Origin of the sequence: Halosimplex halobium (assembly GCF_051414055.1) — an archaeon.
Classification (GTDB): domain Archaea; phylum Halobacteriota; class Halobacteria; order Halobacteriales; family Haloarculaceae; genus Halosimplex; species Halosimplex halobium.
This window is the reverse complement of record NZ_JBLKNX010000018.1, coordinates 1-12570: the sequence shown is the minus strand read 5'-3', so window position 1 is coordinate 12570 and position 12570 is coordinate 1. Positions and strand designations below refer to the sequence as shown.

Sequence of the window (12570 nt, the reverse complement as noted above, 5' to 3'; positions counted from 1 at the left end):
GCGCGAGCGGTGAACCGGCGCTCCGCGCCGGACGTTCGACCGCTACCGCCCCGCCACTGTACCGCCCCGCACTGCCCCGCACCGCCACCGCGACCGCACAGCCACCGCCCCGCCACCGCGACCGCCCCGCACTGCCCCGCACCGCCACCACGACCGCACAGCCACCGCCCCGCCACCGTCCCGCCACCGCGCCGCTCCGCCGCCGCTTCGCCCCTCGTTTCGGGTCGAACCGCCCCCGACACTCTTGAACTGTCGGTCCAATGGGGTCGCTATGCAGACGCCAGTCGGGTTCGTCGTCGACCTCGCGACCGAGACGGTGAACGAACTGGGGGCCGCGCTCTCGGACGCGATCCCCAAGCTCGTCATGGCGATCGTCTTCGTCTCGGTCGCGTACGTGGCGATCAGGGTCGTCCTGTCGATAGTCCGGCGGTTCTTCGGCAGTATCTACCCCAGCGAGCAGGACCTGATCGCCCAGCTGTGGACGACGATCATCGGGGTCTTCCTCTGGTTCGGCGCCGCGCTCGTCCTCCTGAACATCGTCGGTCTGGGCGCTATCGCGGCGAGTCTCGGCACCGCGACCGGATTTCTAGCGCTGGGCGTCTCCTACGCCCTGTCGAGCATGATCGAGGACGCCGTCGCCGGCGTCTACCTCCTGCGGGACCCCGATTTCAACCCCGGCGACCGGGTGACGACCCAGTCGATGACCGGGACGGTCCGGGCGATCGAACTCCGCAAGAGCCGGTTCGAACTCGACGACGGCGACACGGTCGTGCTCGCGAACCGCGAGGTGGAGAAGCGCTGGACGAAGGAGGGCGATAGCGACGTCGACGCCGCGTAGCTACGAGGGGTCGAGCCGGTAGCGGACGGTGGGCTGGCCCTCGAAGGTCGGGCCGGAGCCGGTCCGCTCGAAGCCGGCCGACTCGGCCGATTCGCGCGTGCCTCCCTCGTCCTCCGGAACGAGCACTTCGACCGCCATCCCCTCCGAATCGGCGAAGCGGATCGGTTCCTCGAGCAGGCGGTCCCGCACGTCCTCGGTGCCCTCCAGTTGCGTGACGTGGACCGTTTCCTCGCGCGCGTCGTAGCTGACGAACCCCTGGATGGCCTCCTCGTCGGTGGCGACCCGGACCGTCCGGTCGTGGACGAGGTTGCGCATCACGTCCTGGGGCGACCCCGTGAGCTCCGCCAGCCGGTCCGCGTCCGCCTCGACTGCGTCCCGGATGTCCATGTCCGCCACCATGCCCCCTGCGCAATTAAATCCATGCCTAGGTGTGTCCGGGATCAGCAGTCGTGCTGGATATCACAGTGGGGCTGCCGCCACCTAGGGTACTCCCACCGCAACCGAGAACAGCGTGAAAGCCCCGACGCGTTCGCCTCCCGCGGCTCGCTGCGCTCCTCGGCCTTCGGCCTGCGGTGTCTGAGGGCTACGGCCTCAGATTAGCGGGACCGGAGGTCCCGCGTCACTTGCGTCGCCGGGGTTCGGCGAACGCGTCGCCCCTTTCATTCCCGCCCGTATCGGCTGACCGGCCAGTCTGTGCGGGCGGGAATGAAAGGGGTCGGCCGCTTCGGGAAGACGGGCGACGCAAGCACTGCAACGAGCGGAGCGAGTGAAGCGCGCAGCGAGGCGCACGACCGGAGCACGCGGGGGCTTTCACGCTGTTTGCGGTAGTTTTCTCGCTGCCGTCTCACCTCCCGCAGCCGTCGACGCCCATCCGACAACTCGTCGCACCCAAACCGTTTCCTCGGCGCCGCTCGAAGCGGGGGCGTGAGCGAGGACGACCGCGCGTGCTGCAGCCCCGGACGCGGGGCCGACGATCCGACCGCGACGGGCGCCGAGTCCGCAACCACCGACTCGCCGGACGCCGAGTCCGCAACCACCGACTCGCCGGACGCCGACTGGCGCACCGAACCCGCCACGGACGACGACCCGCGGACCGACCGGATGGTCCGCGTCGGCGCGGGGACCTTCCGGATGGGCACCGACTCCGACGTGGGCTTCCCGGAGGACGGCGAGGGGCCGGTCCGCGAGGTACGGACCGACGCCTACTACGTCGACCGCCACGCCATCACGAACGCCGAGTTCCTGGCGTTCGTCCGCGAGACCGACCACACCACCGACGCCGAGCGGTTCGGCTGGTCGTTCGTCTTCGAGGACTTCGTGGCCGCGGCCGACCGCGAACACGTCCGCGAGCGCGTCCCCGGCGCGGACTGGTGGGTCGCCGTCGCCGGCGCCGACTGGTTTCACCCCTACGGCCCGAGTTCGAGCGTCGTCGCCGACGACCTGCTCGACCACCCGGTCGCGCACGTCTCCCACCGCGACGCCGCGGCCTACGCCGACTGGGCGGGCAAACGGCTCCCCACGGAGGCCGAGTGGGAGCGGGCCGCCCGCGGCGGGCGCGAGGGCACCAGATTTCCCTGGGGCGACGAACTGGAACCCGGCGGCGAGCACCGCTGTAACGTCTGGCAGGGGGAGTTCCCCGAGCGCAACACGGCCGAAGACGGCTACCGCGCGACCGCGCCGGTCGACGCCTTCGAGTCGAACGGCTTCGGCCTCTACAACGTCTGCGGCAACGTCTGGGAGTGGTGTCGAGACTGGTTCGACGCCGAGTATCACACGACCGACGCCTACGACCCGGCGAACCCGACTGGGCCGACCAACGGCGACGAGCGGGTGATGCGCGGCGGCTCGCACCTCTGTCACGAGTCGTGGTGCAACCGCTACCGGCTGGCCGCCCGGTCGCACAACGAGCCCGACGGCTCGACGGGCAACATCGGTTTCCGCTGCGTCGTCGACGCGGCGTGACGGTCGGGAGCGGCCGGCTGTCTGCGGTGTCCGCCTCGGCGAGTCGGCTCTCTTACAGAAATCCGATTCGCCACACGCTGAAGTCCCTGCCGCGTGTCACGTCCGATGACGATGCAGTCCGACCCTGACAGCTCCCCCGACGCTTCGCGTAGACGCCTCCTCCGCGCGGTCGCCGGTCTCGCCCTCGCCGGCGGCCTCGCGGGCTGTAACGGGACCGGCGAGGGCACGGATGGCTCGCCCGCACCGGCCGAGAGCGACACGCCGACTCCCGGGCCGACGCCCTCCCCGACGCCCGCGGCGACGACCGCGCCGCCGACCGATCCGGCGGCGGCCACGCCGACCGCCACCGCGTCGCCGACCCCGACGCCGGCCGGCCGATCCACCGCTCGCGAGTTCGTCGCCCACCTGCGGGCCGGCGAGTTCGACGCCGCTCACGCCATGAGTACCGACGAACTCGCCGAGAACCTCCCGCGGTCGGCCCTGGAGCGGCTCTGGCTCGGCCTGCAGGCCCAGCACGGCGCCGTCGAGTCGACCGGGAGCGTCGAGACGGCGACCCGCGAGGGCTCGACGACGTTCGTCGTCCCCGTCGACTGCGCCGAGGGCTCGGCCCGGGTCGAAGTCGCGGTCGCAGGCGAGGGCCGCGTCGGCGGCCTGTGGTTCCCCGCCGAGTATCGCTCGCCGGAGTACGTCGACCCGGCGACGTTCTCCGAGCGGACGCTGACCCTCGAACCCGAGGGGTGTTCGCTCCCGGCGACGCTGGCGGTCCCCGCCGGCGCGAACGGCGGCGGGTCCGGGACGGCGACCGCGACGGGCTCAACTTCGGTCCCGGGCGTCGTCCTCGTCCACGGTAGCGGCCCGCACGACCGCGACGAGACGATCGGGCCGAACAAGCCCTTCAGGGATCTGGCCCAGGGGCTCGCCACCCGCGGCGTCGCGGTCCTCCGGTACGCCAAGCGCACCTACGCCTGCGACGTGCCCCGCGCCGAGTGGGCCATCGACGACATCGTCGTCGACGACGCCGTCCACGCGCTGGGCGTCCTCCGCGACCAGCCCGAGGTCGACCCCGAGCGGACGGTCGTCGCGGGCCACAGCGTCGGCGCGGCCTGCGCGCCCCGGATCGCCGAGCGCGACGGGCGGGTCGCCGGCGCGGCCGTCCTCGCCGGGAACGCCCGCCCGTTCACCGAGGTCTACCCCCCGCAGGTGAAACACATTTTCGAGGTTCAGGGCGGCCTCTCCGCCCGCGAGGAGCAACAGCTCGCCGCGGTGAGACGGCTGATGGACGCCGTCGAGAACGGGTCGGTCGCCGACGGCCGACCCATCGGCCCGCTGCCGGGGATCTGGTGGAAGACCTTCTACCGGTACGACCAGGTCGCCACCGCGAACACCGTCGACGCCGACCTCTTTTTCGGCCACGGCGGCCGGGACTTCCAGATCCCGGCCGACCCGGCGCTGGCCGGCTGGCGCGAGGGGCTCGACGACCCCGACGCGGCCCGCTTCGAGCGCTACCCCGAGCTGTCGCACATCTTCCAGCCCGGCGCGGAGCCGTCGCTGACCCGGGAGTACGTCTTCGCCGACAGCGTGGCCGAGGAGCCGGTCGCCGATCTGGCCGACTGGACGACCGGGCTGTAGCGGTCGCCGACGAGTCGATCGGCCCCGTTCCGGCGGCCGTCGGCACGGTCGCGACATAGCGGCCGCCGGCTCGGCTGCGACCGGCAGCGGCCGATGGATTTGTGCCCGTCGGCACGGAACGGTGGCGTATGTGCCGGGTCGCGACCGGGAGGGTGGGACCGTGACAGCGCCGCACGGCGGCGATACCGAGGAGTCGGACGAGGCTGCGGACACCGACGGGACCGCCGCGGGCGACGTATCTGACGGGACCGCCGGTCCGAGCGAGGCGGACGCGGTCCCCGAGCAGCGCGTCGACCCCGCGGAGGCGTTCGCGGCGCTGTCGGACCCGCTGCGAGTGGACATCCTCCGGGAGCTCGCGACCGCTCACCGCGAACGGACGGTCGAGTCGGTCGGGTTCGCGGACCTGCGCAAGCGGGTCGGCATCCGCGACTCCGGGCGTTTCCGGTACCACCTCAACGAGCTCCGTGACAACTTCGTCCGGAAAGTCGACGACGGCTATCGCCTGACGGTCACCGGCGTCGAGACGGTCGCGGCCATCCTCGCGGGCACCTACACCCACGGCGGCACGCTGGGGCCGGCGCCCATCGACAGCGACTGTTCCGAGTGCGGGGCCGACGCGGTCGCGGTCTACCGCGACGGCCGCTGCGGCGTCTCCTGCCCGAACGACCACCGGCTGTTCGCCTGGAGCCTCCCGCCCGCCGCGGCCGCCGACGCGACGCTCCCGGAGGTGGTCTCGCTGGCGGAACTGTTCGCCCGCCAGGCCATCGAGCGCGGCCTCGCCGGCGTCTGCCCGAAGTGCTCGGCACCCGTCGAGCCCGCGGTCGTCACCGAGCGCGACGACCCCGAGCCGGCCCGGCCGGCGCCGGGCCTGCGGATCCGCTGTGAGACCTGCGGCGGCCGCCTCGTCGGCCCCGTCGGCTTCTGCCTGCTCGTCGACCCCGGCGTGGCCGCCTTCTACCGCCGCCACGGCCGCCCGCTCGCGGACCTGCACGTCTGGGAGCCCGCCTTCGTCGCCGACGACGAAACGGTCGCGGTGGTCGAGCGCGACCCGCTCCGCGTCGACGTCGAACTCGCCCTCGACGGCGACCGCCTCGCCGTCTCCGTCGACGGGTCGGGCGAGGTGTCGGTCCGCGAAGACTGACAGCGCGCGAATAGAAATTCCGTTCGCCGAGCGCCCAAGTGGCCGGCGGCGGTACGGTCGCGTATGGCAACGAACGGCGTCGACTCCGACCCGGACGGGCTCGCGGGCCTGTTCGCGGAGGCGAAGTCGATGACGGCCTCGCCGCTGCTGTACGTCGGCGGGACCACGATCGCCGTCGGCACGACCGTCGTCGAGTGGCTCCCGCTGTCGGACTTCCACTCGGCGCTGGCGGCGGCCCCGGTCGCGCTCGCGTTGCTGTACGTCCAGCTGACGCTGCTGGCGTACCTGCGCCGGCGCGGCTCCGTCGGCGGGTGCTGACCGACGACGGCCGCTCGCCGACGAGGCGTTCCGCTCGGCCCGCGGGGTCCCGGAGCGCGACAGCGACCGCGGCGAGGCTATTTGTGCGTGCCTGTCGAGTCGGAAGCATGGCCGCGCTCGAAGTCGAGGGACTCACCAAGGACTACGGCGAGGTCCTCGCCAACGACGACGTGACGTTCGCCGTCGAGGACGGCGAGGTGTTCGGCTACCTCGGGCCCAACGGCGCCGGGAAGACGACGACCATCCGGACGCTGATGGGGTTCCAGTCCCCGACGAGCGGCGGAGCGACGGTCCTGGGCCACGACGTGACCGACGAGGCCGACCTGATAGCGGCGAAGCGACGGGTCGGCTACCTCCCCGCCAACCCAGCCTTCGACGAGGGCGTGACCGGCCGGGAGGTCCTCGACCTCCACGCGTCGATCAAGGGCGACCAGCGCCGCGACGAACTGCTGGAGACGTTCGACCCGCCGGTCGACCGGACAGTGCGGGAGTACTCGACGGGCAACGTCCAGAAACTCGGGCTCGTCCAGGCGTTCATGCACGACCCCGACCTGGTCGTGCTGGACGAGCCGACCGCCGGCCTCGACCCGCTCATGCAGCGGGCGTTCAACGACTTCGTCGAGGCCGAACAGGAGCGCGGGCTCACGGTCTTCCTCTCCTCGCACGTGCTCAGCGAGGTCCGCCGGATCTGCGACCGGGTGGCGATCCTCCGGGAGGGGCGGCTCGTCACGACCGAGCGGATCGAGGATCTGCTCCACCGCACAGGGAAGTTCGTTCGCGTGCGCGTCGCGGGCGACGTGAGCCCAGGCGCCTTCGACGTCGAGGGCGTCCACGACGCCTCGTGCAGCACGACCGACGGTGGAACCGGCGAACGCGACGGCGACGGAGAGAGGGCCAGTTCCGTCACCGAGTGCACGTTCACCTTCACCGGCGACGTGAACGAGTTGATCGCGGCGCTGGGCGAGCGGCGGGTCCTCGACCTCGATATCGAGGAGGCGCCGCTCGAAGAAGTGTTCATGCGGTTCTACGGGGGACAGGATGCTTGAGATCGCCCGCTACGAGGGGCGCCACCGGATCCGTGGAGCCGCAGTTGCGACCGCCGCGCTCGCGGGGTTCGCGCTCCTGTACATCTTCGTCTACCCGACCTTCGCCGAGAGCCTCGGCGCCGACATCGACCAGTTACTGGAGGCCTACCCGGAGGCGCTCTCGAAGGCCTTCGGCGTCCAGTCGCTGGCGACCATGGAGGGGTATCTCGCCTCCGAGCTGTACACGTTCGGCTGGCTGCTGGTCGTCGGGATCTACTTCGCGTACGCCGGCGCGTCGCTGATCGCCGCTGACGTGGAGCGCGAGCGGATGGACATGCTCCTCTCGCTGCCGGTCTCGCGCGCGCGGGTCGTCATCGAATCGTTCGCCTCGCTGGCCGTCCCGCTGGTCGCGCTCTCGACGGTCGTCCCCGTCGTCGTGGTCGCCGCCACCGCCGCCGTCGACTACCCCGTCCCCGCCGTCGACGTGGCCGCCGTCCACCTCCTCTCGGTCCCGTATCTGACGACCTGCGCCGCGCTCGGCCTCGTCGCCTCCGTCGTCTTCGACCGTGCGGGTGTCGCCCAGCGGGTCGCCGCCGGCGCGCTCGTCGGCCTCTTCTTCGCGGAGTCGCTGGTCACCGACACGGATTTCGAGGCCGTCGGCGCCGTCTCCCCGACGCGGTACGTCGACCCCAACGCCGTCCTCCGGGAGAGCGAGTACGCCCTCGGCGACGCCGCCGTCCTCGCCGTCGCGACCGCGGGGCTCGTCGCAGTCGCAGTCGCGGTCTTCCGGCGGAAGGACATCGAGTGAACGGGCCTCCGCCCGGTCCGCGTGCCTGACCGTTCGGTCGCGGCGTCCGCCCGTCCCGCTAGTCCAGGTCGGCGCCGACGGCCTCGGTCACCGAGTCGAAGCCGTCTCGTTCGAGCAGGTCGAGCAGGCCGAGATTGATCTCGCGGGCGATCGAGGGGCCGCGGTAGAGGAAGGCGGTGTACAGCTGCACGAGGGAGGCGCCGGCGCGGATCTTCCGGTAGGCGTCTTCCGCGGTGGCGACGCCGCCGACGCCGACGACCGGCACGTCGACGCGCTCGGCGACGAAGCGGGTCATCTCCGTCGCCCGGGCCTCGATGGGCGCCCCGGAGAGCCCGCCGGTCTCGGCGCGGTTGGGGCTCTCCAGGGTGTCCGGCCGCTCGGTCGAGGTGTTGGTGGCGACCACGCCGTTCAGCCCGAGCTCGGTGACCAGGTCGAGCGTGTCCGCGACGGCGGGCTCGGGGAGGTCCGGCGAGAGTTTGATGAGGAGGGGCGCGGCGCCGGCGTCCTGTAGCTCGGTAAGGATCGCCGTCATGGCCTCGCGGTTCTGCAGTTCCTCGAACCCCTGGGAGTTCGGACAGGAGACGTTGACGACGAAGAAGTCGCCGCCGGCCGCCACCTCCTCGTAGGTGGCCAGGTAGTCCGCGGGCGCGCCCGCGGTGTCGACGTGTTCGGACTTGGCGATGTTGACGCCGACGGGGACGGGCGCGTCGAGGGCGCGGAGCCGTTCGCCGACGGTCGCGGCGCCGTCGTTGTTGAGGCCCATGCGGTTGATGACGGCGTCGTCGGCGCGCAGGCGGAACATCCGAGGGCGGGCGTTGCCCGACTGGGGGACGGCGGTGACGCCGCCGACCTCGACGAAGCCGAAGCCCAGCGCGGCCAGCCCGCGGACGGCCTCGGCGTTCTTGTCGAAGCCGGCGGCCACGCCGACGGGGTTGGGGAACGACGATTCGAGTGCGTCGACGCGCAGGCGCGGGTCGTCGACGGCGTAGTGGCGGGCGATGGCGCGGTCGAGCGGTGCCGTACCGGCGGCGCTGACGACCCCGTGGCCGAGGGTATGGGCAGTTTCGGCGGGGAGCGAGAACAACAGTGGTTTGGCGATGTCGTAGGCGTTCATGGGTGAGGTGCGCCCCCGAGGGGGCGGGACCGGCCCGGGCGCTAGAACTCGTGTTCCACGTCGTCCGGGTCGGCCTTCTGAATGATGATCTTGTTGTCGCGGACCCGGACGAACACCTCGTCGCCGATCTCCATGCCGGCGACGGCCAGCTCGTCCTCGTGGATGTTGATGTGGACGTTGTGGTACTCGCCGTCCTCGTCTTTGGCGCCACTCGGGCTGAGCTTCTTCTTTCGCACCATCGCGCTATCCTATTCGGCCCTTCGCCGCAGGATACACTTAAGTCTACCGTGCGCGCCCGCGCGGTCGACGGAGCGGTACGGCGGCACGTGCGGCGTGCGCGCGAGTTTTATTCCTCCCGGTCGCGGCGGAAATCTGGGGGCGATCGACCGTCCGCGACGGGTCGGCCGACCTGATTTATAAACGAATCGCCAGCATGCGCCCCGATCCGGGGGTATATTTATAATGAATCATGTGCTGGGTTGGCATGGAGCGGTCGAATCCATGGCACCCGACAGCGACAAGCGCAACTTCGCGCTCAGGACGGAGAACGGCGAGGAAGACAGCGTCTTCTCGGGGAGCACACCCCGGCAGGCGGCACTGAAGGCGGCGCGGCGGCTCGACCCGGCCAGCAGCGAGGAGGCGGCCGACCGGGAGTCGATCCGACTGCGGGAGAAGGGCACCCACAAGGTCCACGTCTACGAGGGGTGGTCCTGGAAGGAGTCGCCGCCGGACGTCGACATGAACGAGTGGGACGCCGACGACCCCTCCGACGTGTGGATGAACCAGGTCGACGAGATCACGAAGGCCAACGTCTCGAAACAGGGCGTCGAGCACCTCGACGATATTTGAGGCGGCGGGCTGTTCTCCTCGCCGCTCTCCGGCGCCGGTCCCCGTCCGGGCAGCCGAGCGGCCGCCCGCGTCGCCCGCGTGCGTGAACTACAAGGGGGAGCCCCACCGAGTGACGGGCGCGTGGCTCCCACCCGGCCACACCGAGCGCGCGACGCGCGGGATGACTGGCCGCCCTCCTGCCACGCGACACTCCACTCGCGAGCCGCGGGGCTCGACGCCGCCCGCCCACAGTCGCAGCTCGCTCGTGTGGTTTCGTCCCATGAAATCGCATGACGTGGCGGGTACCGATCCGACGGTCTTAAGTGAATCACCCCCATCGAATTAGATACGAAGCGGCGCGGGGCACACGCCCTCGCCGGGCCGCGGGACGCGCCCGGTTCGGCCGGACGGTCGGCCGGACCTTCGGGCACTCGTCCCACTCCCGTCGTGCGGTTTCGACGGGGATCGATCCGACGCCCTTAAGTGTAACAGGGCGCTCGGATGGATTGCAAGCGCGGCCCGGTCGGGGCCGACGAAACCCGACCGCCCGGACCGAAGCGATGTCGAAGGGGTTATATGCTCCCTCGGCCTACGTTGAGGTCCGAAAGAAATGAGGATTCCACCCCTGCGGTCCGCCGTACAGATGGGATCTGATGTTAGCCCTGGTAGTTCGGTGACACCCGGTCTGTGACCGCGTGTCGCCGGACGCTAGACCACGATAGCGATAGAGATCACACTCACATCGAGTGTGTTCCCGCCTAACCCCCCTGCTCTGCAGGGGACATTCCGGTTGATCCTGCCGGAGGCCATTGCTATCGGAGTCCGATTTAGCCATGCTAGTCGCGCGGGTTCAGACCCGCGGCAGATAGCTCAGTAACACGTGGCCAAACTACCCTCTGGACGGAGATAACCTCGGGAAACTGAGGCTAATATCCGATACAGCTCGTACCCTGGAGTGGCGCGAGCTGGAAACGTTCCGGCGCCAGAGGATGTGGCTGCGGCCGATTAGGTAGACGGTGGGGTAACGGCCCACCGTGCCGATAATCGGTACGGGTTGTGAGAGCAAGAGCCCGGAGACGGAATCTGAGACAAGATTCCGGGCCCTACGGGGCGCAGCAGGCGCGAAACCTTTACACTGCACGACAGTGCGATAGGGGGACTCCGAGTGCGAGGGCATACAGTCCTCGCTTTTCTGTACCGTAAGGTGGTACAGGAACAAGTGCTGGGCAAGACCGGTGCCAGCCGCCGCGGTAATACCGGCAGCACGAGTGATGGCCGATCTTATTGGGCCTAAAGCGTCCGTAGCCGGCCGTGCAAGTCCGTTGGGAAATCCACGCGCTCAACGCGTGGGCGTCCAGCGGAAACTGTTCGGCTTGGGGCCGGAGGACTCGAGGGGTACGTCCGGGGTAGGAGTGAAATCCCGTAATCCTGGACGGACCACCGGTGGCGAAAGCGCCTCGAGAAGACGGACCCGACGGTGAGGGACGAAAGCTTGGGTCTCGAACCGGATTAGATACCCGGGTAGTCCAAGCTGTAAACGATGCTCGCTAGGTGTGCCGCAGGCTACGAGCCTGCGCTGTGCCGTAGGGAAGCCGAGAAGCGAGCCGCCTGGGAAGTACGTCTGCAAGGATGAAACTTAAAGGAATTGGCGGGGGAGCACTACAACCGGAGGAGCCTGCGGTTTAATTGGACTCAACGCCGGACATCTCACCAGCACCGACAGTAGCAGTGACGGTCAGGTTGATGACCTTACTAGAGCTACTGAGAGGAGGTGCATGGCCGCCGTCAGCTCGTACCGTGAGGCGTCCTGTTAAGTCAGGCAACGAGCGAGACCCGCACTCCTAGTTGCCAGCAACACCATGCGGTGGTTGGGTACACTAGGAGGACTGCCGCTGCCAAAGCGGAGGAAGGAACGGGCAACGGTAGGTCAGTATGCCCCGAATGTGCTGGGCAACACGCGGGCTACAATGGCCGGGACAGTGGGACGCCAGTCCGAGAGGACGCGCTAATCCCCTAAACCCGGTCGTAGTTCGGATTGAGGGCTGAAACTCGCCCTCATGAAGCTGGATTCGGTAGTAATCGCGTGTCAGAAGCGCGCGGTGAATACGTCCCTGCTCCTTGCACACACCGCCCGTCAAATCACCCGAGTGGGGTCCGGATGAGGCCTGGATACCCAGGTCGAATCTGGGCTCCGCAAGGGGGATTAAGTCGTAACAAGGTAGCCGTAGGGGAATCTGCGGCTGGATCACCTCCTACTGACCGGGACTGGGGCGTCGCCCCAGCCCACCTATCTGGCGTCCCGCGACCGCCCGCAGCCGGGCACCTATGAACTACCAGGGCTAACGACGGGCCCATAGCTCAGCGGCAGAGCGCCGCCTTTGCAAGGCGGAGGCCCTGGGTTCAAATCCCAGTGGGTCCATGTCACGTACGGCGATTCGAACCGTGTCCCTTAAGTGGGGCACGCCACTCGGATCGTAGTACGCAGACCGATGCACCATCCCGTGCGAACGCGGATGGGAAGGGTCGATGCACGCACTGCGTCACCCGCAGGGGTGCAGATGAGACCGTGTGTACGTGCGATCCAGGCGTCCACTGGACTCGTTCATCGAGTCCAACGACGTAGGAGATCCATCCGGATCTCCACATATCCGGAGGTCCCTCATCGGACCTCCTCCACTAACGTGGCTACTATGCCACCTGGTGAATGGCTCGGCTCGAGTGCCGACGAAGGACGTGCCAAGCTGCGATAAGCCGCGGGGAGCTGCATGGAAGCGAAGAACCGCGGATTTCCGAATGGGAATCCCCACCGCAATTGCTTCGCGCAATGGGGAACGCCGGGAATTGAAACATCTTAGTACCGGTCGGAAAAGAAATCAATCGAGATATCGTCAGTAACCGCGAGTGAAC

11 protein-coding genes, 1 tRNA gene and 2 rRNA genes are annotated in these 12570 nt (G+C 69.3%); 11 read left to right on the top strand and 3 right to left on the bottom strand.

The window, feature by feature from the left end:
* Positions 1–271 precede the first annotated feature (271 nt).
* The gene (locus ACMGFG_RS18175) at positions 272–838 is read left to right on the top strand and encodes a mechanosensitive ion channel domain-containing protein (RefSeq protein WP_436931731.1); all 567 of its coding nucleotides are present in this window, start codon (positions 272–274) and stop codon (positions 836–838) included.
* Here ACMGFG_RS18175 and ACMGFG_RS18170 read toward each other — a convergent pair whose 3' ends face one another.
* Positions 839–1225 (bottom strand): hypothetical protein, encoded by a 387-nt coding sequence (locus ACMGFG_RS18170; protein ID WP_436931730.1) that lies wholly within the window; start codon positions 1223–1225, stop codon positions 839–841.
* A gap of 537 nt (positions 1226–1762) precedes the next feature.
* On the opposite strand from ACMGFG_RS18170, the gene ACMGFG_RS18165 reads away from it, so the two are divergent.
* The 6 genes from ACMGFG_RS18165 (at position 1763) to ACMGFG_RS18140 (ending at position 7721) form a co-directional block, all read left to right on the top strand.
* Positions 1763–2800, top strand: a complete 1038-nt coding sequence (locus ACMGFG_RS18165) for a formylglycine-generating enzyme family protein (protein ID WP_436931729.1) — start codon at positions 1763–1765, stop codon at positions 2798–2800.
* A gap of 111 nt (positions 2801–2911) precedes the next feature.
* Positions 2912–4429: an alpha/beta hydrolase gene (locus tag ACMGFG_RS18160; protein WP_436931728.1), complete on the top strand. Its 1518-nt coding sequence runs from the start codon at positions 2912–2914 to the stop codon at positions 4427–4429.
* A gap of 160 nt (positions 4430–4589) precedes the next feature.
* The gene (locus ACMGFG_RS18155; RefSeq protein WP_436931727.1) at positions 4590–5570 is read left to right on the top strand and encodes an ArsR/SmtB family transcription factor; all 981 of its coding nucleotides are present in this window, start codon (positions 4590–4592) and stop codon (positions 5568–5570) included.
* 63 nt (positions 5571–5633) lie between these two features.
* On the top strand, positions 5634–5888 hold the full coding sequence (locus tag ACMGFG_RS18150) for a hypothetical protein (RefSeq protein WP_436931726.1): 255 nt from the start codon (positions 5634–5636) through the stop codon (positions 5886–5888).
* Positions 5889–5995: 107 nt separating this feature from the next.
* Positions 5996–6934 (top strand): ABC transporter ATP-binding protein, encoded by a 939-nt coding sequence (locus ACMGFG_RS18145; protein WP_436931725.1) that lies wholly within the window; start codon positions 5996–5998, stop codon positions 6932–6934.
* Positions 6927–7721 (top strand): ABC transporter permease subunit, encoded by a 795-nt coding sequence (locus tag ACMGFG_RS18140; protein WP_436931724.1) that lies wholly within the window; start codon positions 6927–6929, stop codon positions 7719–7721. Before ACMGFG_RS18145 ends, ACMGFG_RS18140 begins: the two co-directional genes overlap by 8 nt.
* A 58-nt stretch (positions 7722–7779) precedes the next feature.
* On the opposite strand, the gene ACMGFG_RS18135 is transcribed toward ACMGFG_RS18140, so the two are convergent.
* A complete protein-coding gene (locus tag ACMGFG_RS18135) occupies positions 7780–8835 on the bottom strand; it encodes a quinone-dependent dihydroorotate dehydrogenase (protein WP_436931723.1) in 1056 nt (351 codons plus the stop codon).
* Between the two features lie 41 nt (positions 8836–8876).
* A complete protein-coding gene (locus ACMGFG_RS18130) occupies positions 8877–9074 on the bottom strand; it encodes a hypothetical protein (protein ID WP_006882158.1) in 198 nt (65 codons plus the stop codon).
* A 262-nt stretch (positions 9075–9336) separates the two neighbouring features.
* Between ACMGFG_RS18130 and ACMGFG_RS18125 the strand changes: the two genes are divergently transcribed.
* The 4 genes from ACMGFG_RS18125 to ACMGFG_RS18110 form a co-directional block, all read left to right on the top strand.
* On the top strand, positions 9337–9684 hold the full coding sequence (locus tag ACMGFG_RS18125) for a non-histone chromosomal MC1 family protein (RefSeq protein WP_436931722.1): 348 nt from the start codon (positions 9337–9339) through the stop codon (positions 9682–9684).
* Positions 9685–10446: 762 nt separating this feature from the next.
* Positions 10447–11917: ribosomal RNA gene (locus tag ACMGFG_RS18120) — 16S ribosomal RNA — on the top strand.
* Positions 11918–12010: 93 nt separating this feature from the next.
* Positions 12011–12082 (top strand) — tRNA-Ala (locus ACMGFG_RS18115).
* Between the two features lie 257 nt (positions 12083–12339).
* Positions 12340–12570 (top strand): 23S ribosomal RNA (locus tag ACMGFG_RS18110); the annotation flags it as partial.